General features: G+C 71.0%; 10 protein-coding genes. 2 read left to right on the forward strand and 8 right to left on the reverse strand.

The annotated features are described in order from the left end of the window. Nucleotides 1-4: 4 nt before the first annotated feature. The 8 genes from ACH49X_RS23825 to ACH49X_RS23860 all read right to left on the reverse strand — a co-directional run bounded on the left by ACH49X_RS23825 (nt 5) and on the right by ACH49X_RS23860 (nt 23,083). Nucleotides 5-6,127 (reverse strand): amino acid adenylation domain-containing protein, encoded by a 6,123-nt coding sequence (locus ACH49X_RS23825; RefSeq protein ID WP_357207751.1) that lies wholly within the window; start codon nt 6,125-6,127, stop codon nt 5-7. Nucleotides 6,128-6,169: 42 nt separating this feature from the next. After that, the gene (locus ACH49X_RS23830; protein ID WP_357207706.1) at nt 6,170-9,625 is read right to left on the reverse strand and encodes an amino acid adenylation domain-containing protein; all 3,456 of its coding nucleotides are present in this window, start codon (nt 9,623-9,625) and stop codon (nt 6,170-6,172) included. A 142-nt stretch (nt 9,626-9,767) separates the two neighbouring features. After that, nucleotides 9,768-14,060: an AMP-binding protein gene (locus ACH49X_RS23835; protein WP_323124522.1), complete on the reverse strand. Its 4,293-nt coding sequence runs from the start codon at nt 14,058-14,060 to the stop codon at nt 9,768-9,770. Further along, entirely contained in the window at nt 14,057-15,688 is a 1,632-nt protein-coding gene (locus ACH49X_RS23840) for a condensation domain-containing protein (RefSeq protein WP_195080359.1), read from the reverse strand. The genes ACH49X_RS23835 and ACH49X_RS23840 overlap by 4 nt, the downstream gene beginning before the upstream one ends. A 12-nt stretch (nt 15,689-15,700) precedes the next feature. Continuing rightward, nucleotides 15,701-16,696, reverse strand: coding sequence for an ABC transporter substrate-binding protein (locus tag ACH49X_RS23845; RefSeq protein ID WP_195080358.1), 996 nt, complete (start codon nt 16,694-16,696; stop codon nt 15,701-15,703). Next, entirely contained in the window at nt 16,693-20,805 is a 4,113-nt protein-coding gene (locus ACH49X_RS23850) for an amino acid adenylation domain-containing protein (RefSeq protein ID WP_357207710.1), read from the reverse strand. Before ACH49X_RS23850 ends, ACH49X_RS23845 begins: the two co-directional genes overlap by 4 nt. 9 nt (nt 20,806-20,814) lie before the next feature. Beyond that, nucleotides 20,815-21,753 (reverse strand): methionyl-tRNA formyltransferase, encoded by a 939-nt coding sequence (locus ACH49X_RS23855; RefSeq protein WP_357106715.1) that lies wholly within the window; start codon nt 21,751-21,753, stop codon nt 20,815-20,817. 43 nt (nt 21,754-21,796) lie between these two features. After that, nucleotides 21,797-23,083: a SidA/IucD/PvdA family monooxygenase gene (locus ACH49X_RS23860; RefSeq protein WP_357207713.1), complete on the reverse strand. Its 1,287-nt coding sequence runs from the start codon at nt 23,081-23,083 to the stop codon at nt 21,797-21,799. A gap of 214 nt (nt 23,084-23,297) precedes the next feature. Between ACH49X_RS23860 and ACH49X_RS23865 the strand changes: the two genes are divergently transcribed. Then, nucleotides 23,298-23,762, forward strand: a complete 465-nt coding sequence (locus ACH49X_RS23865) for a hypothetical protein (protein WP_195080354.1) — start codon at nt 23,298-23,300, stop codon at nt 23,760-23,762. Nucleotides 23,763-23,878: 116 nt separating this feature from the next. Further along, nucleotides 23,879-24,580: a siderophore-interacting protein gene (locus tag ACH49X_RS23870; protein ID WP_357207716.1), complete on the forward strand. Its 702-nt coding sequence runs from the start codon at nt 23,879-23,881 to the stop codon at nt 24,578-24,580. Nucleotides 24,581-24,619 lie beyond the last annotated feature (39 nt).

Genomic DNA, 24,619 nt, shown 5'->3' on the forward strand with positions numbered 1-24,619 from the left:
TTCCTCACTGCCACATCCGGCGCATCACCAACATCCCGAGGTCGGCGTCGTCGACGACCTCGGTGTCGCCGATGCGGCGGTCGGGGTCGGTCGCGATCGCGCGCAGGGTGTTGCTGAACGCGGTCTCGATGATTCGGGCGTCGTTGTCGTCGAAGGAGTCCTCGGCGTAGAACAGCGCGACCTGCAACGGTTCGCCCGGGAACAGCAGGTCGGCGGGGAAGATCATGAGCAGCAGCGCGTTGTCGGTGGCGCCGCGGCCCTCGAAGCCGGTCAGCTCGAGCCCGGCGCCGCCGAGCAGCCGCTCCAGGTCCGCCCGCCCGGAGGGGTAGGACTGGAACACGAACATGCTGTCGAACAGCTTGCGCGCGCCCGCCGCGCGATTCGCCGAGGTGAGCCGGTACTGCTGGTACTCCATCAGTTCCCAGCGGCGCGACTGCATCTCGGTCAGTTGCGCCCGCCAGCTGCGGTCGGCGGGCAGTCCCACCGCGACCGGGACGGTGTTGACGAAGCACCCGATGGCGCTGTCCACCTCGTCGAGATCGGCGGGCCTGCCGGAGACCACCTCGCCGAAGACCGCCGCGTCGCCGCCGGTCACGAGGGCGAGCACGTTCGCCCAGGCCAGCTGGCACACCACGCTCACGGTGGTGCCGGTCGCCGCGGCCAGTTCGGCGAGGCCGCCGGCCACCTCGTCCGGCACCGGGAAGCGATGCAGCACCGGCATCGAGCCGCCCGGCACCCGGTTCGGCGCGACCAGGCACGGTTGCGCGGCGGCCAGATAGGCGTCCCACACCGCCTCCGTCCGCTGCTCGCGTTCCTCGGTCAGCCGCAGGAACTCCGCGAAGGTGGCCGGATTGCCCTGCGGCTCCTGCGCGGCGCGGCCCGCGTAGGCGGCGAAGATCTCCCGCGGCAGCAACTGGCCGGACCAACCGTCGGTGAGGATGTGGTGCGAGGTGAGCACGAGCATGTGCTCGGCGTCCGGCAGGTGGACGACGGTCGCGCGCATCAGCGGCCCGAGGGACAGATCGAACGCGCCCGCCTGGTCGGTGTCGAGGAAAGCGGTGAGGCGTTCGGCCGCATCTGCGTACCCGCTGTAGTCCACTTCGGCGACCGGGAAGTCCATCCGTTCGGCGATGACGGCGTACGGCTGACCGGCATGCGAGACCGATACGGCCATACGCAGGTTGGGGTACCGGTTCAGCACCGTGTCCAGCGCGCCGGCCAGCCGCGGCACGTCCAGTTCACCGCGCACGGTGATGGTGGTCTGCACCGTGTAGGCGTCGCGGCCCGCCGTGCTCAGCGCGGTGAAGTACAGCCCGGCCTGCAGCGGGGCGAGCGGGTACACATCGACGTAGCGGCCGTAGAGCGCGCGCCAGCGGTCCAAATCCAGCTGCGTGACGTCGCGGGCGAGCACATCGCTCGGCGTGAGCCCGACATCGGGGTTGTCCCGCACGGCCGCGACCAGCTCGCGCAGCGCCGCCGTCCACAGCCCGGCGAACTCGCGCACCGCCTCCTCGGCCAGCGGGCCGGACGGGAACCGGAACGAGGCGTGCAGCGTCGGGGTGTCGCCGTCGAGCACCGCGACGGTGTTGACGTCCAGCAAGGCGGGAGCCTGCATCGAGTCGTCGGCGTGGCCGCCCAGATACCCGAATTCCGGTGCGGCGGCCCAGTCGTCGAGCGCGTCGGTCCGCGCGGGGACCGCGAACCGCCCCATGTAGTTGAAGCTCAGCTGCGGCGCGGGATACCGCTCCAGCGCCTGCCTGCCCACCGGGCTGAGGTAACGCAGCAGGCCCCATCCGATGCCGGAATCCGGCACGGCGAGCAACTGCTCCTTGACCGCCTTCACCGCGGCCACCATGTCGGGCTCCGCCGCGCCCGCCGCGATGTCGAGCGCGACCGGATACGCCGTGGTGAACCAGCCGACGGTGTTGGCCAGATCCACACCGGGGAACAGCGTTTCGACGCGGCCGTGCCGCTCCATGGTGAGCGAGACCGTGTCGGCGTCGGTGTCCCTGGCCCGCCGGAACCGGTGGGTCGCGACGGCGAGCGCCGCCACCTGGATGTCCAGGAAGTCGCAGCCGAAAGCCTGTGCGGCGGTCGTCATCAAGTACTGGGTGTCGGCGGCGGTCAGCTCCGCGGTGACCTCGCGCACCGTGGCGACGGTGTCCAGCGCGCCGTCGAACGCGCGGGCGCCGAGCGGCGGATCGGGACGCTCGGCGACGGCCTGCCAAGCCGGGAGTCCGGCCACGATCGCATCCGACTGCGCCAGCCGCACCAGGTTGGTGTTCCACGTCTGCACCGAAGTGCCTTCATCGGACGCCCCGTCACCGGCCCACAGGTGACGCAGGTCGTCGGTGATGATTCGCCACGAGACGCCGTCCACCACGAGGTGGTGCGCGACGAGCAGCAGCCGCCCGGCGCGACGATCCGCGCTGCGCACCCACGCGGCGCCCACCATGCGACCGGCGGCAGGGTCCAGTTCGGCGCTCAGCTTGCGCAGCTGTTCGCGCAGCGCGGGCTCGGCGTCCTGTTCCCAAGCGGCATCGGCGATCTCGACTTCCGCCACGACCGGGTAGACGATCGGTTCGCCCGGAGTCGGGACGTAGTACGCGGGCGCGCCTTCCGGGCCGGTCGCGATGCGCGCCCGCAGCAGCGGATGACGGTCGATGATGCCGTTGATCACGGTCTGCAGCCGCCGCGGCGAGCTGTCCGCCGGAGTGACCACCGCGATCGCCTGGCTGTAGGCGGAGTGGTCGGCGCGCCGCTCGACGAGCAGCGTGGCGATCGGATTGAGCGGAATCCAGCCCGTGCCGTCGCCCACCTCGGTCAGCGCGGGCGCGGCGAGCGCGTCCAGCGGCTCGGTGGCGGCGGCGATCGCCGCGATGGTGCGCGCCTCGAACAGCGCGCTGGTCGTGATCAGCCATCCCCGCTTCTTCAGCGCCGACGCCATCCGGATCGCGGTGATGGAGTCGCCGCCGAGCGCGAGGAAATCGTCGTCGGCCGCGAGGTGGGTGTGCTCGGCGATGCCCAGCACCTGCCGCATCGCCTCGGCCACCGCCAGTTCGGCGCCCGCGCGCAGCGCCCGGCCCTGCCCGGTGCTGCCGCCCAGGTCGGGCACCGGCAGCGCCTTCCGGTCGAGCTTTCCGTTCGCGGTCAGCGGCAGCGCCGCCAGTTTCACCAGGGCGAAAGGGATCATGTAGTCCGGCAACCGCTCGGCGAGCTGCGCTTTGACGGCCTCGGTGTTCGCGGCGTCGGTACCCGCGGCGAGCGCCGATCCCGGCTCGGCCACGTAGTAGGCCACCAGCACCGTGTCCGTTTCGCGTTCGATCGCGACGGCGGCGGCCGAGGCGATGCCCGGCACCTGACGCAACACCGTGCCGACCTCGCCGAGTTCGATGCGGTGCCCGCGGATCTTGACCTGATCGTCGGCCCGGCCGAGGTATTCCAGGCTGCCGCTGGGATGCCAGCGCACGATGTCGCCGGTGCGGTACATCCGCGCGCCGGGCTCGTCGGCGAACGGGCAGGCGACGAAAGCGGCCGCGCTCAGGCCGGGCCTGCGGTGATAGCCCTGCGCCAGCTGGATCCCGCCGAGGTAGAGCTCGCCGGTGACGCCGGGCGGCACCTGACGCAGGTGCTCGTCGAGCACGTAGACGTTCGAATTCCATTCCGGCAGGCCGATCAACGCCGACCGGAACTCCTGCGGCCGCGCCAGCGCACCGGCGAAGTTCTCGTGGGTGAGGTCCATCGCGGCCTCGGTCGGTCCGTACAGGCTCAGCACCGTGCCGCCGAAGACCCGGCTGGTCTCCTCCACCAGCGGCGGCGGCACCGCCTCGCCACCGAGGTAGACGAAACGCATCGAGCGCAGCCGGTCCGGATCCGGTCCGGCGTCGAGGAAGGCGCGCACCACGCTCGGCACCAGCGACACCTGGGTGATCCGGTGCCGGTGGATGATCGCGGCCAGCGCCTCCACGTCGGCCTGCCACCAGTCCGGCGGCGGCAGCACCGTGGCCGAGCCGGTGCACAGCGCGTTCACCAGCTCGAACACCGACACATCGAAGCCGATCGGGGCCTTCTGCAGGATGCGCTCGGCTCCGAAGCCGAGATAGTCGCGCATCCACTGCACGTGGTTGGCGACCGCGCGATGGTTGATCACCACGCCTTTCGGCCTGCCGGTGGTGCCCGAGGTGTAGAGCAGGTAGGCGGCGTCCAGGGGGTGGATCGGGCGGGACAGCTCCACTTCACGGATCGGCGAATCGTCGTGGCCTGCGAGCTCGGCGACGGTTTCCGGCGCGTCCAGGTCGATCACCGCGATGCCTTCGACGGCAACGGTTTCCGCCGCGGCCAGCACCAGCAGGGCCGGCTCGGCGTCACCGAGCATGTACTCGACGCGATCGGCCGGATAGCTGGGGTCGACGGGAACATAGACCGCCCCGGCCCGCAGCACGGCGGCGAACGCCACCGGTAGTCGCTCGCTGCGTTCGGCGTAGACGCCGACGCGGTCGCCGTTGCGGACGCCGTGCGCGAGCAACAGTCTGGCGAATCGGTTGACCCGCGCGTCGAATTCGGCGTAGCTCAGTTCGATGTCGCCGAACACCACGGCGACGCGGTCCGGATGGGTCGCGGCCGAATGCCGGATCATCGCGTCCACGGTGTCCCGCTCGATCGGCACGACATCGCCGCGCGACCAGGTCCGCACGGCGAGTTCGTCCGACGGGGTCAGCACCAGCAGCCGGTCCACCGGCACATCGATCGCGGCGGCGGCCAGCGTCCGGTCGATGTAGTCGTGCAGCCGCTCGATGGTGGCGGCGTCGAAGAGATCGGTGCGATAGGTGATCTGCACGTCCACCCGGTCGGCGTGCATGAACGCCTCGACCGCGACGGGCAGCAGCGACGCGCCGTGGTCGGCCAGCTGCCAGCTGGTGACCGCGCCGGGCAACTGCGGGCCGTCGATCTTCTGGTGCAGGAACAGCACCATGGTGTCGAACAGCCGCGATCCGACATTGCCCGTCGCCTTGTTCACCGCGCGGACCAGCGCTTCCTGCGGGAAGTGCTTGTGCCGGAACGCTTCGGTGGTCACCTCGCGCACATGCTCGATCAGGTCGCCGAACGTGGCCGGGCGGTCGCCGCCGCGTACTCCGGTGAACCGCAGCGGCAGCATGTTGCTGAAGTTGCCGATCAGCAGCTCCATACCGGACTCTTCCCGGTTGGCGACCGTGGTGCCGACGACGATCTCGGTCTGCCCGGTCATCTGGCGCAGCGCGACGTAGTACGCCGCCAGGAACACCGCGAACGGCGTCGCGCCGCAACGGGCGCTCAGCGCACGGAGATTCGCGTCCGCGGTGGTCGTGAGCAGCCGGTCCAGCCGTGCGCCGCGCTCGGTGACAGTGACCGGCCGCCGGTTGTACGGCAGCTGGAGTTCGGGCACGTCGCCGTCGAAGCGCCCGGCCCAGAACGCCTCGTCGGCGGCGTGGTCCTGCTCGGCGAAACGATCCTGCTCCCACTCGGCGAAATCGGCGACCTGCAGGCGCGGCGGCTCCACCCGGATCGCACCGGCCAGCGCTTCCCGGTAGAACCGCTCCACGTCGCGCGACAACGCGGGCAGCGTCATGCCGTCCCAGGCGATGTGCTGGATCACCAGCACCACCGTCAGAGTGCGCGCGTCGGTGCGCGCGAACGTCAGCCGCATGGACGACTCGCGGGACAGATCGAAGCTCTCGTGCGCGGCCGCGGCGACCAGCGCGTCCAGTTCGGCGCGCGCCTGCGGCGCGGGCAGTGCGGTGAGATCGACCTCGCGCACCCGCGGCGGCAGGTCGGCGTGGATGAGCTGGTAGGGCTCGCCCTGCTCGTCGTTGTGGTAGGTGGTGCGCAGCACCTCGTGACGCCGCGCCAGCGCGAGGAAGGCGCGACGCAGCGCGTCGTCGACCACCTCGCCTTCGAAAGTGAGCGCGAGACAGAGGTTGTAGGCAGTGCTGTCCGGTGCGATCTGCAGATGCGCCCATACATAACGCTGCCCGAACGACAACGGCGCGCGGGCCGGGTCCCGGCGCACCGGCACCGTGGGCGCCGCGGCCAGCCCTTCTTCCGCGAGCCGGGCCCGCATCGCTTCCTGTAGCTCTTCCAGCGATCGCATCTGCGTCACACCAATCCTTGTGGGACAGAACCGAGCGGGTCGTCAGACCGCGGCGGGCTCGGGAACACTCACCTGCGCGAGTTCGAGCAGAATCCGGCTGACGCGCTCCAACCGGGCCGGATCCGCTTCCGCGGCACGCAGTCCGGCGGCGATCCCGCGCACCGTCCTGCCCTCGAAGACGCCGGTGACGCCGAAGCCGGACACCGCGAGCAGGCCGCGCACCTGACCGGTGAACGTGGTCGCCAGAATCGAATTACCGCCCGCGTCGAAGAAGTCGGTGGCGACACCGATCCGGTCCACGCCGAGCACCTGGGCGGCGATGAACTCGACCGCCGCCTCCACCTCGTCGGCAGGCGGCACATAGGTGATGCGCGCCGCCGCGTCGTCCGCGCCCAGCCTGCGCCGGATCGCGGCGCGGTCCAGCTTGCCGTTGGCGGTCAGCGGGATGTCGGCCAGCACCTCGATGACGTCGGGGACCATGTAGGCGGGCAACAACTCCCGCAGTGCGGCGGCGACGGCGTCGGCGGTCACTTCGGCATCCGCGCGCACCGCAGCGGCCAGCCTGCCCGCCTCGGTGAGCAGTGCGACCGCCTCGTCCACGCCGGGCAGCGCGGCCAGCGCCGACTCCACTTCGCCCAGCTCGACGCGGTAGCCGCGGATCTTCACCTGGTGATCGGCGCGGCCGAGGAAGTCGACCGTTCCGTCCGGCAGGTAGCGGGCCAGATCACCGGTGCGGTACCAGCGCACGCCGTCGCGTTCGGCGAACCGTTCGGCGGTGCGCTCGGGATCGCCGCGGTAGCCGTCGGCGACGCTCGCCCCGCCGATCCACAGCTCGCCGGGCACCCAGTCCGGGCAGTCCTCGCCGCGCTCGTTGACCACGCGCAGCCGGACATTGGGCAGCGGGGCGCCGTAGGGGACGTTGTCCCATTCGGCGGGGAAGTCGTCGGTCACCTCGCACACCGTCGAGTGGATCGCGGTCTCCGTGGTGCCGCCGAGCCCGGCGAAGCGCAGACCGGGCACGGCGGCGCGCATCCGCTGCGCGAGTCGAGTCTTCACCCGATCGCCGCCGGTCAGCACGACGCGCAGCGAGCGAAGCTGTTGCGGGCTCGCGGTGTCGGCCAGCATGGTGACCAGGCCGGGCGCGCAGTTCAGTACCGTCACGCCCGCCTCGGCGATCAAGGCCGCCCATGCCGCGGCGTCGCGCTCGGTGTCGGCGTCCACGCAAGCCAGCGCGCCGCCATGGGACAGCGGGGCGAAGATGTCGTAGACGGACAGATCGAAGCCGAGCGCGGACAGGCCGATGGTGCGGTCGTCCGCGCCGATGCCGAACCGGGTGTCGATGGCGTCGATGGTGTTCGCCGCGGCGCGGTGGCTCACTTCGACGCCCTTGGGCTCGCCGGTCGAGCCGGAGGTGAACAGCACGTAGGCCACGGCGTTCGGGTCGGTGTCGTGCGCGCGGTCCAGTCGCGGGCCTGCGAGCGCGTCGGCGAGCGTCAGCCCGGTGACGCCATCGGGCAGCTCGGCCGGTTCGTCCAGCAGCGCCACGGAGACCGCGCCGCGCCGCAGGATGCGATCGCGCCGGGCGTTCGGTTGATCGGTGCCGATCGGCAGGTAGGCGGCTCCGGCCGCGAGCACGCCGAGCACGGCGGGTATCTGCCGGTGGCCCTTCGCCACGATGACGGCCACCGTGTCGCCGGGACGAACGCCCGCCGCGGTCAGCGCGTGTCCGACCGCGAGGGCTTGGTCCGCCAGTTCGCCGTAGCTGCTCGTCCCGCTGTCGCGCCAGTACAGCGCGATGCGCTCGGGGTGGTCGCGCGCCGCGTCGAAGAACGCGCCGTGCAGGGTGCGCGCGCCGAGGTCGGCGTCGGTGTCGTCGGCCGCGGCCCGGACCGCACGCTGGGCCGCGGGCAACTCGATGCGCAGATCCGCCGTCCAGTCGGCGTCCGGTTCGATCAGCGCCTCCAGCGTGCGACGGAACTGCTCGAACATGGCCTCGGCCACGCCCTCTGGCAGCGCGTCCCTGCGGATGTCCCAGTTCACCAGCAGGCCACCGGACAACTCCGCCACCTGGGCGTCCAGATCCACCTGCGGACCCTGCGACATGATCCACACCGGCTCGCCGAACACCCGGGTCACGCGCTCGGAGAACAGCTCACCGAGATCCAGGCCCGAGGTGAACACCACCGACGGGGTGACCGGGGCGCCGCGCTCGCGGCCGAGGTCGCGCAGCACGTCCAAGCCCTCGTAGGCGGAATGCGCCGCGCAGGTGTGCAGTTCGCGCTGCAACCGCTTGGCCCGCGCCACCATCGACTCGGTCTCGCGTGCGTCCACGTCCACCAGCACCGAGTTGGTGAAATCGCCCACGACCCGGTCGATGTCGTCGTGCAGCGGTTCGCGGTTGAACAGCGGCAGGTTGAGCAGGAAGCGCTGCCGCGCCGACCAGCGCGCGATGGTCTCGCTGAACACGGTGGCCAGGGCGACCGCCGGGGTCACGCCGTTGCCGTGGGCGTTCGCGTGCAATCGCGCCTTCGCCTCGGCGTCGAACCAGTGATGCAGGCGGATGCTGCGCGACGGGTCGGGACGATCGCTCTCCGGCACCACCGGCAGCGAGGGGATGTCGGGCAGGTCGCCGATCTTGCCCGCCCACCACCGCGCGTCGGCCGAGTTGTCCTTGGCGGTGCGCTCCTTCGCGGCGAGGTACTCGCGGAAGGTGCAGCCGATGGGCGTCAGCGCATCGTCGTCGGCCTCGTACAGCGCGGCCAGATCGTCGAGAATCCTGCGGTAGCTCTGGGCGTCCGCGGCGACCATGTCCACATCGAGATGCAGCCGGTGCTTTCCGCCCGGCAGGACGGTGACCGCGATGTCCACCACCTGACCCGCCGCGACGTCCATGCGCTGGTGGCTCTTGTCCTGCCGGATCCGCTCCAGCTCGACTTCGATCGCGCCGGTGTCGTGGCCGTCGCGCAGGTCGTTCGCGTGGAAGACCGGCACCAGCGGCTCGGGCAGAATCCGCTGGGTGCCGCTGTCGGAGAACTGGGCCCGCAGCATGTCGTGCCTGCGCAGCAGCCGCCCGACCGCGCGCCGCATACGGTCGGCTTCCAGTCCGGCGCCGTCGAATTCGACGTACAGGTGCGCGGCGACGCCGCCGAGCCGCTGGTCCTGCCTGCGGCCGACCCAGTAGGCGTGCTGCATGGTGGCGAGCGGGAATTCGTCCGACTCGGGGGCGATTTCGGTCGTGGGGGCCTGCGCCGCGGCCTCGGTTGCGGTTTCCCCGGCCCGGCTCGCCGCGAGCAGTTCGGCCCACGCGGCGATGGTCGGTTGCAGTGCCAGATGGGAGCTGCGCACGTCGTAGCCCTGCTTGCGCCATTGCGCGGCCAGACGCATCAGCTTCATCGAGTGCATGCCCAGACCGACGAGATCGTCGTCGTCGCCGATGGTTTCCGGAGCCACTCCCAGGTCCGTCGCAACGATCTCGCGAACTTCCGCCTTGCCGAGCATCAGACTCCTCACCGCACCGAACACCGGCCTGCGCATTTAAAAGGCAAGCCTTGCCTAACTTAATGGATCCTAACCCATAGACCCCGTCATGCGGCAGAGTGTGGTTGCCTAACCTACGCACGCACCGTTCCGGCTCCGGCATTCACCCGGCTACCTCCGGATCGGCGAGGACCGCCGTCCAGCGCGTCAAGCGCTTTTCGACCTCGGCCTCGTCGAACACCGCTGAATTCACGTCGAATTGAGCGACCAGCACCGGCCCGTCCGCCCTCGGCACCACCGCTGTGGTGATGTCCACGGTGAAACGCAGCGGCAGATCCGGATGCGCCGCGATGCCGAACTCGGCGGTGAACTCCGCCAGCGGCGCGGGTGTCCACGGACCGGAGCCGAATCGCAAGAGATCGAACCGGCCGAGGTGATTGAGGCGCAACTGGCCGCGCGCGTCGAGCGTGCGCTCCCGCACCGGGGCCGCGCCCGAGCCGGGAGTCCACGCCTGGGCCGCGGCGAGCGGAACGAGCACGGTCTCTTCGACGGTGAACCAGCCGACCTGCCTGCTGTCGTCGTCGGCGGGCCTGCCGTGCGATTCCCTGGTCACCGCGACCCGCCCGGCGGCGTCGGCGCTGTCGGCGAAGCCGCGCGCACAGGCCAGCAGCAGGAAATCCTCCAGCGGCACGTCGTTCTCGGCGGCGGCGTCCAGCAGCCGGGCGGTCCGCCGCGCGTCCAGCTCGACCACCCGCTGCCACGCCTTGCCCGCTCGATCGACGGCGGGGTCGGTCAACCTGCCGCCCAGTGGCGTGCCCAGTATCGGCGGGGTCGCCGCTGGCGCGTGGATCGGCCCCGGCTCGGGCCTGGACTCGTTGACCGGCGGCTGCCCTTCGGCGAGCCTGCGCAGGTCGTCACCCAGGATGAGCCAGGAGACCACGTCCACCGCGAGATGGTGGATCGACAGCAGCAGCCGCTTGCCTTCCCGGCCGTTCAGCAACGTGGCGGCCATCATGCGGCCTGACTCGGGGTCGAGCCGGTCCACCGTGGCGGCCAGCCGGGCCGCCGCGGCGCCCGATTCGTCGTCGGCGATCTCGAATTGCTCCGCGACGCCGGAGGATTCGCCGACCATCAGCACGGGTGTCCGCTCCGCCGTCCAGTCCAGCCGGGAGCGCAGCGTGGGATGCGCGGAGGCCAGCGCCTCCAGCCGGTCGACGATGTCGGCGGGCGTCGCGTCCACCGGCACCGTGAGCACTTGGCTCTGCGCCAGGTAGCGATAGTCGCCGTTGGCGATGATCTCGTGCGCGAGCGCGGTCAGGGGGATGACCGTACCCGCAGGCACCCGCGGCGCTTCCTCGGGTTGCTCCGCGCTCGACAGGACCGCCGCCAGCTGCCGCAGATCCGTCGCCGCGAGCACGTCCTCGGCGCGCACCCGGAAGCCCGCGCCGCGCAGGCGCGACACCAGATCGATGACGCCGATGCTGTCGATGCCGAGGTCCAGCAGGCTGTCGTCGAGTCCGACCCCCGCGGTGGCGTCGCCCATCGCGGCGATCACCTCGAGCAGCGCGCGCTCGGTCTCGGTCGCGGGCGCACCGCCCCGCGTTTCGCGCGCGGGCCGGGCGAGCAACGCCGTCGCCGCCTGCACGTCGAGCTTGTCGTTGCGATTCAACGGAATCCGATCGACGTGCACGATGCGGCTCGGGACGAGGAATTGGGGCAGCCGCCGGGCGAGCGCGGCGCGGATCTCCTCGACCGAGCGATCCGCGACCACCAGCGCGCCGAGCCTGGTCCGGCCGTTCTCGACGAACGCTAGCGCCGCCGCATGCTCGACGCCGCGCAGTTCCCGCAGCACCACGGTGGCCTCGTCCGGCTCGACCCGGTAGCCGTTGATCTTGACCTGACTGTCGGCCCGTCCCTCGTACACCACGGTCGCCGCGTCGGTGCGCCGCACCAGATCACCGGTGCGATAGCGCCTTCCGCGCGGCCCCGCGACGAACGCCGCGGCGGTGGTGCCCGGCCTGCCGAGATAGCCCAGCGCGAGCTGCGGCCCCGAGAGGTACAGCTCCCCGTGACCGCCCGGCGGCACCGGGCGCAGCCGATGATCGAGCACTTCGGCGGTCATGCCGTCGAACGGACGTCCGATGGTGGGCCCCTCGTGCTCGAGCACGTCGGCCATCAGCGCTTCCACCGTGGTCTCGGTGGGCCCGTAGAAGTTGATCACCCTGGTGCCGTCGAGCGCGCGCAACCGCGCCCAGGTGTCGAGCGAGATGGCCTCGCCGCCGAGCGCCAGCACCCGCAGCGGGCAGTGCTCGCGACCGTCGCGCTCGAGGAAGAGCCCGGAGACGATCAGCCTGCTCAGCATCGACGGCGACGTGTCGAAGACATCGATGCGATGGCGTTCGATCGCCGCGACCACCTGTTCGGCGTCCGTGCGCACCTTGTCGCCGAGCAACACGACGGTGTGCCCGCTCAGCAGGGCCACCGTCGGCTGCCATGCCGCGTCGAAGCCGGTGGACCAGCCGTGCCCGACGCGCAGCCGCCGTCCCGCCTCCGCCGCCACCGGCGCGAGGATGCGGCGCTCGTGGTTCGCCCAGTGGTTGAGCAGCGCGCCGTGGGACACCGCAACGCCTTTCGGCCTGCCGGTGGTGCCGGAGGTGAAGACGGCGTAGAACGGCGTGGTCGGGCCCGGCCGTGGTCCCTCGGCGGGACGTCGCTCGCGGTCCCCGGCCAGGTGCAGTTCGCCGTGCGGGCCGGTACCGGCATGCCGCACGTCCGCGCACTCCGCGAGCACATCGCCGAAGGCTTGATCGGCGAGCACGACTCGCGCACCGGACGTTTCCAGGATGTAGGCCAGCCGATCCGCGGGCGTAGCGGGATCGACGTGCACGCACAGCGCGCCGATCCGCCCGATCGCGAACGGAGCGTGCAACACTCGGCGATCCCGTGGCAACACGACGGCGACCGCGTCACCCGCGCGCACTCCGGCGCTGCGCAAGCCTTCGGCCAGTGCCGTGACGGCGGCGGCGAATTCCGTGAACGTCTGTTCGCCGTCCTCGTCCACCACGGCGACCGCGTCACCCGCGCGCGCGGCCGCGGCGAACAACGCGTCCGGCACCGTCGGGTGTTCCGCCGCGCGCGGCACGGGCGCGACCAGGGCCGCGGGTTCGTCGTCCAGCAGGATGTTCACGTCGCACGCGCGGGTCGCGGTCACCATGCGCCGCACCACCTCGGCGAAACGCCGTGCCAGCCGGTCCGGTTGGAATCGGGACACCAGGTCGGGCCGGACTTCGACCCGCACGATCAGCTCGTCTTGCTCGACCACCGGGACGACCGCGATCGGATAGTGGCTCGGCGAATCGACCCGCCGCGGCAGCATCGTCGCGCCGCCCGCCATCGGCATCCGTTCCGTCACGGCGCCCAGCGGCGTGTTCTCGAAGACCAGCAGGGTGTCGAAGAGCTGCCCGATACCGGCCTGACGGGTGATCTCGGCGACCCCCAGATACTCGTGTGCGCGCAGCAGGGCCACCTCGCGCTGCAGTTGCGCGCCGATCGCCGCCGGCGCGCGCTCGTCGGCGCGGACCCGGACCGGAATCGTGGTGACCAGCGCGCCGACCAGCCGGTCGGCGTTGGGCAACGAGGCGTCGCGGCCGGAGGTGGTCTGACCGAAGACGACATCGTCGCGGCCGGTCAGCCCGGAAAGCACTCGCGCCCAGGCCATTTGCAGCACGGTGTTCAGCGTCAGGCCGTTGCGCCGCGCCCAGCCGGTGACCGTCGCGGTGGACGCGCGATCCAGCCGGGTCTGCCCCAGCACCGGGATATCGGCCTGGGCGGGCGGGGCCAGCATCGGCATGGGGGCCAGCCCCGCGAGCGCTTCGCTCCACGCCCGCACCGACTCCGCGGTGTCGCGCGAGGCCAGCCATGCCGCGTGGTCGCGCAGCGGCGGAGCGGGCGGCAGGGTCGCGCCCGCCCCGGCGTGCAGTGCGATGAGGTCGGCGAACAGCAGCGGGATCGACCAGCCGTCCACGACGATGTGATGGGCGGTGCAGATCAGCTCGTAGTCGCGCGCGCCGACCCGTGCCGCGGTCACCCGGAACAAGGGGCCGTTGTCCAGGTCGATGCGCTTGCGGCCCTCCGCCCAGTACAGCAGCATGGCGGCGGCGGCGGGATCGTCGGCGTCGCGCAGATCCACCTCCTGCCAGCCGATCCGGCCCGCCGAGGTGATCACGAGCACCGGATGCGGCAGGCCGTCGGTGACCACCGCGCCGCCCAGATGGGGATAGCGGGTCAGCAATTGATCGAATGCGGTCCGCAGCGGCGCGATGTCGGCCAGGTTTTCGATCCGGACCGCGAAGGTGACCAGATACGGGTCCACCGGGCCGGACAGGGAACTGACCGAGTACAGACCGCGTTGCAGCGGAGAGAGCGCTACGACATCGAGGATTCGCGGTGCGCTCACGACGCGCCGAATCTCTTGCCGAGGGTGGCCAGCGCCGCGGGATCGAGGCCGGAGGCGGCCATCGGCGCGACAGTGGCGGTTTGCGGCTGCGCCGGCGCCGCGTCGGTCAGCTGCGACGCCAGCTCCTGGATCGACGGATGCGCGAACACTGTTTGCACGTCCAGCGCGTACCCCTGCTCCCCGAGTTCGGTGACCAGGCGCAACGCGGCGATGGAGTCGCCGCCGAGTGCGAAGAACGTGTCGGCGCGGCCGATCTCGTCATCGTCGTCGAACTCGAGCACCTTCCTGATCGCCGCCGCGATCAAGGTCTCCGCCTCGGTCTGCGGCGGGCCGCCGAGACCAGGTCCGCCGAACCCGTCACCCGCTGCCGCTGCCGCGAACAGCGCGATCTCGGCCTGCTCGTCGCGGCCCTGCGCGAAGGCGGCGCACAGCGCCTCCAGGTGGGCGGCGAACTCGCCCGCCGCCGCGAAGGCGGAAGTGAACTCGATCGTCACGGTGGCGTCCTGCGCGCCGGTCACGACGTCGACGACCAGATCGACGCCGTGTGGACGGCCGGAGCGCCGCATCGTCTCCCGCACAGCGAAGTCGGCGGTCACGATGCCGGGCCGCTCGGCGCGCACCCCGAGCAGCGCTTGGAACAGCGCACCGGTCGTCACCGCCGCCGCGCCCTTCAGTTCGTGGGTGAGCCGCTCGATGCGGGCCGTCGCGTGCGCGCGGGCCTCGGCGAGGCGCTGCCCGGCGACCGCCAGCAGTTCGCGCGGTCCTGTGGTCGGATCGAGGCGCAGCACAAGGTGATTGGCGAAATTGCCGAGGCTGTGCTCGGTCTGATCGGTGCGGGCCGGATCGATGACGCCGATCAGGACGTCATCACCGAGGCCCGCGTCCCGCAGCGCCCGCGCCAGCACCGCGGCGAACGCCGCCGTCGTCTCCTGCTCGCCGCGCAGCGCCGACAGCGTCGCGGCGGGAACCGTGAAGCTGTGCCGCGTAGGGCCGGTGGCATCGCCCGGCACCGGCACAGCCCGCTCGGGCAGCTCCGCGAGCCGTTCGGTCCAGTAGGCCAGTTCGGGCGCGTCCCGATTGGCCAGGGCGCGCAGCTGCGTGGCGACGTACGCGCGGTACTGCGAGGTCGCCGGCTGCGCGGTGCCGAGTTCATAGGCCGCGAACAGCGCCTCGGTCAGCAGTTCGAGACTGCGGTCGTCGGCGGCCACCGGATGCACCGCGATCGAGACGACGGCGCGATCGCCCGAGTCGTAGCGGCGAATCCGGATCGGCAAGCCGCGCACCAGGTCGAATCGGTGCTCGGCGTCGGCGTGCAGCGCGGGGCCGAGCGCGGCGGCGTCGGCGTGGACCACCTCGACCACCGTGTCCGGCACCGGCAGCACACGCTGATACGGCATGCGCCGGTCGTCCGGGAAGACGCTGCGCAGAATCTCGTGCTCGGCCAGCAGCGCGGCCGCGGCCTGCTCGAAGGCGTCTCCGTCGAGTTCACCGGTGATCTCCAGCGCGACGAACAGATTGGCTGCGGGCACCCGGCGCAACCGTTCGGGCAGCAGCGCCGCCTGCTGTGCGAGCGACAGCGGCGTGCCCCGGTCACCGGTGGTGGCCCCGTTCACGGACGAATCCGACATTGCGTTCCTTCCTTACTTACCGACGGCCGCGAACGTCGGGTCGAGCTTGTCGAGCACGTACGGCACCGAAAGAGCCGTGGGGGTGTTGATGGCGCTGATGGTGGTCACGTCGACGAACGCGATGCCGTTGTTGCGCACCGACGGCAGCTCCGCGTATCCGGGCAGCTGCTTGAACTTCTCCGCGAATACCGGCATCGCGCCGCAGATCAGCAGGTCGGAGGTGAGGTCGCCGAGCCGCTCCGGCGACAGGGCCAACCGGCCGCCCGCGGGCGCCTCCTGCGCGATCTTCTGGGGGATGTCCATGCCGAGCCGGGTGAACAGCGCCGCCGAACCGTCCTTCGGGTCGGCGAGCACCATCAACTGGGCGGGACCGGTCAGCATGCAGGTCAAGAAGGTCTTGCCGCGCAGCTTCGGGTACTTGGCGCCGACCGCGTCGATGCGGGCCTCGACGTCGGAGACGACCTTGCTCGCCTCGGTTTCCCGGTGCAGCACCTTGCCGAGCGTGTTCACCTGATCGGCCCACCGGTCGACCTGCGCGCCCGGCGTCACCGGGCCGATGGTCGGAGCCAGCTTGGACAGCTTGTCGTACATCGCTTTGTCGACCATGAAGCCGGGCACCAGGATCAGGTCCGGCTCCAGCGCCGCGATCTGTTCGACGATGTCGCCGCCCATGCTCAGCGCCTTTGCCTGCGCGAGCGAGTCCGGCGCCCACGGGGGCTTGGACTGCGCGCCGATGGAGATGTTGTCGGCGAAACCGACCGGCGTCACCCCCAGCGCGAGCGTGGCGTCGAGCCATTGGTTGCCGAGGGTGACCACGCGCTGCGGGGTGCCGGAAACCTCGGTCTCCCCCAGGCTGTGCGTGATCTTCACCGCGCCGTCGGCGCTGTCGTCGCCGGTGCTGGAGCCGCAGGCCGCCAGCGAGCAGACCAGGCTCAGCGCGAGCGCGGCCAGACCCATCCGGCCGAGCGTGCCCCGGCGCGGACGCCCCGTAGTTCGGACCGTGTTCATTTCGTCAGCTCCTTGTCGAGATTCAGCCACCCGTCGGTGTCCCACCAGCCGCGATCACCGGTGCGGACCAGCCGGCCGCCCACCAGATAGGGGTCGGCGACCCACCGCGCCGCGTCGGCCGGCGCGCCGAGCCCGGCTCCGCCCACGTAGACATCGCCGATCACCCCGGGCGGCACCGGACGCCGCGCGGCGTCGAGCACCAGCACCCGCGCACCGGGAATCGGCCTGACCCGGCCGCTGCCGTCCAGCGGTCCCCTGGCCACCGGCCCGGCGTATTCGGGCACGCCGTAGCAGGCGACCGCGACCGAATCCGCCGACATCGCCGCCAGCCGGGTGGACAGCGTCGCGGGCGCGTCGACGCCCGCCACGTCCCAGCGCCGGACACTGGGCAGTTGCGGCAGTTCGTCCGCGAGCGCGACCGCGGTCACCGGCGCCAGCACCACGTGGGTCACCGCGTGCGCGGCGACGAGTTCGGCCAGCGCGACCGGATCGACCCGTTGCGCCTCGGTGGCGACCAGCAGACTGGCGCCGTCGGCGAGCGCGGCGAGCAGTTCCACAACGGCGCGCCGCGCGTCGCCGGTCACCGCGAGCAGCCGCACGTCGGGCGCGGCGAAGGCGGGATCGGCGCTGCGCGAGCGCTGGTGCGCGGCGACGGCGCGGCGATCGGCGACCGCGGCCGCGAGCGCGTCGTCCTCGCCGTGCGCGATCGTGCGCGCGAGCAAGGCGACCAGCGTGTCCACCGGATGCGCCGACGTCGCGCGCGGCGCGGCCAGTCGCTCGAAGAGCGCGTCGTAGGTGAGAGATTCGCCCGCGCACAGCAGGGCGCGACGCGGGCCTGGAACGGTGCGCGCCGAGCGGATCAACTCTTCGACGCCCGGCACGTCCGACAGCGCGACGCCGTTGGCCCACTCGCCGAGCACCCGCCTGCGCTGCTCCCCGCTCAGATCGTCGCGCGTTCCCGCGGAACTCGCTTCCAGCGCGGCGGCGAGCTCGGCGACCGTCGGGGTGTCGAACAGCACGCGGACATCGATCTCCACGCCGAACTCCTCCCTTATCCAGGCCAGCAGCCGATTGGCCAGCAGCGAATGCCCGCCGAGTTCGAAGAACGAGTCGTCCGCGCCCACTCGGTCCAGGCCGAGAATCCTGGCGTACTGCTCGGCGAGCCGGATCTCGCCTGCGGTGCTCGGTTCCCGGTACGCGTGCGCCGCGCCGCGCACCGGCTCCGGCAGCGCGCGGCGATCGAGCTTGCCGTGCGCGGTCAGCGGAATCTCCGCCAGGACCGCGAAAGCGGCGGGCACCATGTGATCAGGCAGGACGGCCGCCGCGTGCGCCCGGATCTGGTCGAGATCGATGTCGTCCTCGGCCGCCACCACGTAGGCGGCGAGCATCGGACCGATCGCGGCGTCGGTCACCGCGACGACCTCGCAGCGCGCCACCGCGGGATGGCCCGCGATGGCGGCCCGCACTTCGCCGAGTTCGATCCGGTGACCGCGCACCTTCACCTGTTCGTCGGCGCGGCCGACGAATTCGAGCACGCCCGCCTCGTCCCTGCGGGCCAGATCGCCGGTGCGGTACATGCGGCTGCCCGGCCGGTACGGATCGGCGACGAACCGCTCCGCGCTCGATCCCGGCCGGTCGAGATATCCGCGCGCCAATTGCGTTCCACCCAGATATATTTCGCCGACGACGCCGGAGGGCACCGGGTGCAGGCGAGCATCGAGCAGATAGACGTGGACGTTGCGGTTGGGCACGCCGATCGGCACGATCCCGGTGCCCTGCGGGCCGTCGACGGTGAAGTGCGTCGCCGACACCACCGCCTCGGTGGGTCCGTAGTGGTTGCGCAACTCGGCATCGAAGACACCCGCGAATCGGTCGGCGACCTCGCCGAGCAGCGCTTCCCCGCCGACCGGGACGTAGCGCAGCGCCTGCCACTCGCTGACTTCCGGCAGCATCAGGAACGTGCTCAACTGGGAGGGCACCATGTGCAGCACGGTCACACCGCAGCGTTCGATCAGGTCCGCCACGTACGGGATGTCCCGGAAGGCACCGGGTTTGGGGATCACCAGACTCGCGCCGACGGTGAGGGTCACGAAGATGTCCAGCAGCGAGGCGTCGAAACTCAGCGGCGCCGATTGCAGCAGCCGGTCGGCCGCGGTGATGCCGCCCTCCGCGGCGAAGCCGGTCAGGTGCTCGGCGAGCGCCGCGTGCGGCACCGGCACGCCCTTGGGCTTGCCGGTCGAGCCGGAGGTGTAGAGCACGTAGGCGAGATTGTCCGGCCGCAGCGGGCGCACGCGTTCGGCGTCGGTCGGCGCGTGCGACGGCAGGCCCTCGGCGGCCTGCTCGGCGGCCGCCAGCTCGTGCTGCCCGAGCCGCAGGCGGGGACCGGCCGCGCGATCGAGTGCGTCGACTCGATCGGCCGGGTCGGCGGGGTCGATCGGCAGGTAGGCCGCGCCCGCCGCGAGCACGGCGAGCACCGCGACGACGAACTCCACGGAGGTGGTCAGTCGCAGCACGACGACGTCCTCGGTCCCGATTCCCTGCCGGATCAGCCAGTGCGCCAGCCGGTTGGCCCGGCTGTGCAGCTCGGCGTAGGTGAGGGTGACCGGCGCCGTGTTCGCCAAGCCCGGCGCGATGATCGCGACCGCGTCCGGGGTGGCGGCCACACGCCGTTGCAGCAGCGCGGGCACGGTGGTCGGCGGCGTGCCGACCAGTTCGCCGTGCGACAGCGCCGCGACGCGTTCCCGCTCCGCCGCCGGGAACAACTCGAGATCGCCCACCGCGCGGGTCGGCTCGGTCACCGCCGCGCCGACCAGATGCAGGTAGTGCCGCAGCAACTGCTCGACGACCGCGTCCGGCAGCAGGTCCGCGGCATATTCGGCTTCCAGGTGCACGCCCCGCTCGTCGAGCACCACGTTGAGGCGCAGCGGCAACTGGGCCACCGACCCGCCGAATTGCACTCCGTGCGCGGTGACGCCGTCGAAGTCGAATCCGCGCGCGCTCTCGCGCACCCCGAAACCGACGCTCACCAGCTGCTCCAGCCCGTCGCGTCCGTCGGCGCGATCCGGGTTGACCTCACGGACAACGCGATCGATGCCGACATGCTGGTGCGCGAATCCCGCCGCGCAGCTCTCGGCGACGAGCGCGACGAAATCGGCGAAGGAATGTTCCGGAGCGAACCCGGCGCGCAGCAGCAGCGTGTTGCCGAAGTACCCGATGGCCGACACCGCGGCGGGACCTCGGTTGGACACCGGCACCGCCACCAGGAAATCCGTCGCGGCGGTGTAGCGGTGGATCACCGTGTAGTAGGCGGCCAGCAGCACCGCGAACGGTTTGGTGTCGTAGTCGCCCGCGAAGGCGTACACCTGGTCCACGAGTTCGGCGGGCACGTCCAGCACTCGGTGGCCCGCCTGCCGGTTCCCCGTGCCCGCGTGCGGGGATCGGTTCGGCAGTTCCAGTGGTTCCGGCAGCGGCCGCAGCGTGCGGCGCCAGAACTCGACGGCGGCGTCCTCCGGCTCACCGGTGGTGCCGTGCACCGCGACGTCCACGTACTGGGTCGGCGTCGTCGCCGGCGCGCCGCGATAGGCGGCGTTGACCTCGGCGCGGAACACGCTCCAGGAGTCGTCGTCCCAGCAGATCGTGTGGATGACCAGCACGAAGACGAACTCCGACGGGCCGGTGCGCAACAGCAGCAGCCGCAGCGGCGCGGCGCGGGTGAGGTCGAACGGTTCGCCGACCGCGCGGCGCGCCAGCACCTCGACCCGGCGGTTGCGGCTGGATTCCGGGAGATCGGCGATGTCGACTTCCAGCCACGGTGCGGACTGATCGTCGTGGACCAGCTGGTAAGGCTCGCCGTCTGGGCCGGATCCGTAAGTGGTGCGCAGGATGTCGTGCCGCGCCACCACGCGATCGACGGCCGCGCGCAGCCGGGCCGCGTCGAGCGGGCCGGTCAGCCGGTAGGCGAAACAGATGTTCAGGGTGGCGTCGTCGGGGTCCCTGGTCTGCAGGAACCAGGCCCGGCGCTGGCCCGAGGACAGCGGAACCCGCTCGTCACCGGCGCGGGCGGGCTCCGCGCCGTCGCGTAGACGCGCGGAATCGGCGATGGTCGACATGGCGGCGGATCACTCCGGCGAATCGGTGAGATAGCCCCCGCGCGTGAAGAATTCGGCTCCCGACCGTTCCACCCCGTCCGACGTGCGCACCCGGGTCAGCACCAAGCCGGGGTTGCCCCGGTAGGCGTCCGGCCCGCAGACCACGGTGCCGCCGCCCTCCTGCACGATCACCCGGCCGGGCGTGCCGCCGTAGCGCGCCTCCGACACGCGCGCCGCCAGCACCTCGATCTTCTCGCCGCGGTAGTAGCTGAACGCGCGCGGGTACGGCTCGGAAAGGGCGCGGACGAACCGCTCCAGATCGACCGCGTGGGTGCGCCAGTCGATGCGGCTGTCGCGCTCGGACCGCTTGTGGAAGTAGGTTCGCTGCGTCTTGTCCTGCGGCCGCCACACCGCGGTGCCGGTCTCCAGCGCGTGCAACGCTTCCCGCACGGCCCCGGGAATCAGTTCCATTCCGGCGAGCACGAGTTCGGTGCCGGTGGCCTCCGGGCCGATCGGCAGCGAATGCTGCACCAGGATGTCGCCGGTGTCCAGTTGCTCGTCCATCCGGTGCACGGTCAGCCCGAACTCGGTCTCCCCGCTGATCAGCGCCCACAGCACCGGCGAGAAGCCGGTGAATTTGGGCAGCAGCGAATCGTGCAGGTTGAGCGTGCCGTGCGGAGGCAGGTTGTACAGCTCCGGCGGCATCCAGGTGTACCAGCTGTTCACCACGATGACGTCCGGCTCGGCCCGCTTGACCAGGTCGATGGTCTCCGCGTCGGCGCGCTCGGTCAGGTGCACCGGGATCCCGTGCTCGCGCGCCAGTTCCTCGACCGAATCCGACCAGATGGCCTTGTAGGACTGTTCGCTGGCCGGATGCGTCACCGCGAGCACCACGTCGTGACCGGAATCGATCAGGGCCTGCAGGGTTTTGCGGCCCCAGGTCTGGAAGCCGAACGACACGATGCGCATACCGAACCTATCCTCGACGAACTCTAAGTAAGGCTAGCCTACCCTATGCAAATGCCGAGTTCGCTCCGAAGTGGCGCACTGTGGCCGAGCGCACCGGCGCACCGGCCAGCACTCGATCCGAAAGTTCGCCCAGGCAGCTGAGATTCGGGAATCCCGGCCCCTGTGCCAGCCCCGCCATATTCGGCAGATAGAGCTTCGCCTCGAGTCCGGAGACGGCGAGGTCGTGGCCGATGGCCGCCTCCAGCCGCGCCTGGGTGACCGGCCCGCCGATGGCCAGCTCCAGCAGATCGGCGGCGTCGGAATCGAACAGTTCGAGAAACCACAGCGGCTGCCCGCCGGTCGCGTCGACCACCAAGTCGAACGCGTGCACCTGATCCGGGCGCAGATCGTTGCGCAGGGTCAACGCGACCCCATCACCTTGATCGGCCACCCGCACCACCCGGCCCTGCAGATGATGGACCCGGCTGTCGGCGAGCAGATTCTCCTGCACCCGCACCGAGAAGACGCCGCGATCGGTGCGCCGCACCACATCCCGCCGCTCCCCCAGGCTCAGCGCCCGCCACTTGGCCGGATCGCTGTAGAGCGAGTTCTCGAAGAAGCTCTCGCCGCGGGTGTAGATCGTGGCCGCCGGGGAGATCACCGACACGGTCAGCACGTCGTGACGCACCAGTTCGTCCAGCGCCGATCCGGCGGTCTCCCCACCGCCGATCACCGCCGCCCGCGAGGACGCGGGCAACCGCCTGCGGCAGGCCAGATCCCAGAATTCGGCGATGCTCAGCATTTTCGGGTGCCGGGCGAGCGCGCGGTCGCTGCGCCCGGGGCCGGTGATCATCAACCGGTCGGCGTCGAGTTCGGATTCGACGCCGTTCGCGTCCACCACGCGGACCAGCCAGCCGTCGGCGGCCGCCGAGATGGTGCGCACCGTGCCGAGCACCAGCTCGACCCCGGTCTTGCGCGCGACCCACTGCAAGTATTTCGCCCACACATGGTGGTGCGGATGCGGCCTGCCCCGGTCCACCCATTCGGCGTAGGTGCCGCGCTCGATCAGGAAAGAGGTCCAGCTGAACCGCTGCATCGCCTCGTTGATGGCGCGATTGTGCCCCCGCGCCCAGGTCGAGTGATACGGGAAGCCGACATCCTTCTCCGGGCTGGTGCCGAGCCGGTGCTGACCGTCGGTCCATCCGCCGCTGGAGAGCCAATTGCCGCCGACCGCCTGCGATTCCACGACGACGACCTCCGGCGCCGCCAATCCCAGTTCGCGCAGCACGTGCGCCTTCGCCGCCACGGCCATGGCCTTGGGGCCGCCACCGACCACGAGAAGTCTGTCCACCGGTTCTCCCATCTGTGTTTCCAGCCACTGCTCAGCTATCGGTCGGGCACTCAGCTGTGCGGCTGGTCGCCCGCGACGGCGTCACCGTGAGACTGGACATGCACGCACACATGTTTGCATAGGCTTACCTTATATTGCTAGAGGCAACCGCTCCTGTGGCGAACTCCGCAGGGGCAGGCGAGCAATCGCCCTGGAACGAAACGGAAGTACGCAGATGAACAACCGCAAGATCAGAGCAACCGCGGCGGCCTTCGCCATCGTCTCGGCCACGCTCGTCGGCGGATTCGCCGGCATCGCCCCCGCTACCGCGGCGCCCGCCGTGGTCCGCACCGCGGCGCCTTCGGTCGGGGAACTGCAGGCCAAGTTGCAGGTGCTGCTGAACACCGGAGCGTCGCGCTCCGCCCGCGCCGCCGAACTGGAGGCGGGCGAGGCGGGACTGCCGATGATCGATCAGATCGCCGGCGTGATGAACTCGGTGCCCAGCTTCCGCTGGTCGGTCCAGGGTCCGGTCAGCGTCAACGGTGACACCCTCTCCGCCAACTTGATGACCACCGTCGACGGCTTCTCCCCCTTCCCGGCGATCGAGGTGTCCTGGCGCCGGATCGATGGCACCTGGAAGCTGACCCGCGAATCGGAGTGCACCATCGGCTACTACGCGTCGGTCCCCTGCAGCGTCTGATCGACCGCGGCGCGAAAACGGTCCCGTCGAACTCGGCTTCCGAGTTCCGGGGCCGTTTTCGCGTCGGCACGGCCTACGCCTCCACTTCCAAGTGTGATTAGGCTAGCCTTAGTCGCATGGGCAGAGGATTCGAAGGCTTGATGTTGAAGGCGTGGCGGGCCGATGACTATCGGCTGACCGTCACCTCGACCGAGCAGATCACCGACAAGTTCGTCCGGCTCGGTTTCAGCGCGGGGGGCCTGCTCGCCGACCATCCGGTGCACCCGACCCAGTGGGTGCGGCTGTGGATCCCCAACGGGGACAGAGAACATCAGCGCGGATACACCCTGGTCGACCCCGACCCGGAGAACGACCGCTTCTGGATCGAATTCGCCCTGCACGACGGCCCGGCCGCGGAATGGGCTCGAAATGCCGTGGTGGGCGACGAGATCGATGCCTCGGTCCTCGGTTCGGACTTCCAGCTGCCGGAGACCGCCCACAGCGAGTATCTGATCTTCGGTGACACCGCGTCGCTGCCCGCGATCAACTCCCTGCTCGACGCGATCGGCGACACCCCGGCACGGGTCTGGCTGGAATGGCAGTACGAGTCCGACCGCACCCTCCCGGTCCGCAACAAGCCGCACCACCAGGTCACCTGGCTGCAGCGCGTCGACGACGGGCGGCTGATGCGCGAGCAGGCCCACGAGATCGACTGCCCGGAGGACGCTTTCGCCTGGGTGGCCTGCGACGGTCACACCACCCGCTCGATCGTCAAGACGCTCAAAACCGCGCACGCGCTGCCGAAAACCGCGATCAAAGCGCGCGCCTACTGGAAGTAACTCCCACCGATGCGGGGCCCCGCCGCCTGTCCGGCGACG

This window comes from Nocardia sp. NPDC019323, from assembly GCF_044389845.1.
GTDB classification, from domain to species: domain Bacteria; phylum Actinomycetota; class Actinomycetes; order Mycobacteriales; family Mycobacteriaceae; genus Nocardia; species Nocardia implantans.

What these genes read in the sequence shown, in the direction of transcription:
- ACH49X_RS23840 (WP_195080359.1), bottom strand. Translation starts at nt 15,688, where the DNA reads ATGTCGGATTCGTCCGTGAACGGGGCCACCACCGGTGACCGGGGCACG.
- ACH49X_RS23850 (WP_357207710.1), bottom strand. Translation starts at nt 20,805, where the DNA reads ATGTCGACCATCGCCGATTCCGCGCGTCTACGCGACGGCGCGGAGCCC.
- ACH49X_RS23870 (WP_357207716.1), top strand. Translation starts at nt 23,879, where the DNA reads ATGGGCAGAGGATTCGAAGGCTTGATGTTGAAGGCGTGGCGGGCCGAT.
- ACH49X_RS23825 (WP_357207751.1), bottom strand. Translation starts at nt 6,127, where the DNA reads ATGCGATCGCTGGAAGAGCTACAGGAAGCGATGCGGGCCCGGCTCGCG.
- ACH49X_RS23830 (WP_357207706.1), bottom strand. Translation starts at nt 9,625, where the DNA reads ATGCTCGGCAAGGCGGAAGTTCGCGAGATCGTTGCGACGGACCTGGGA.
- ACH49X_RS23855 (WP_357106715.1), bottom strand. Translation starts at nt 21,753, where the DNA reads ATGCGCATCGTGTCGTTCGGCTTCCAGACCTGGGGCCGCAAAACCCTG.
- ACH49X_RS23845 (WP_195080358.1), bottom strand. Translation starts at nt 16,696, where the DNA reads ATGAACACGGTCCGAACTACGGGGCGTCCGCGCCGGGGCACGCTCGGC.
- ACH49X_RS23865 (WP_195080354.1), top strand. Translation starts at nt 23,298, where the DNA reads ATGAACAACCGCAAGATCAGAGCAACCGCGGCGGCCTTCGCCATCGTC.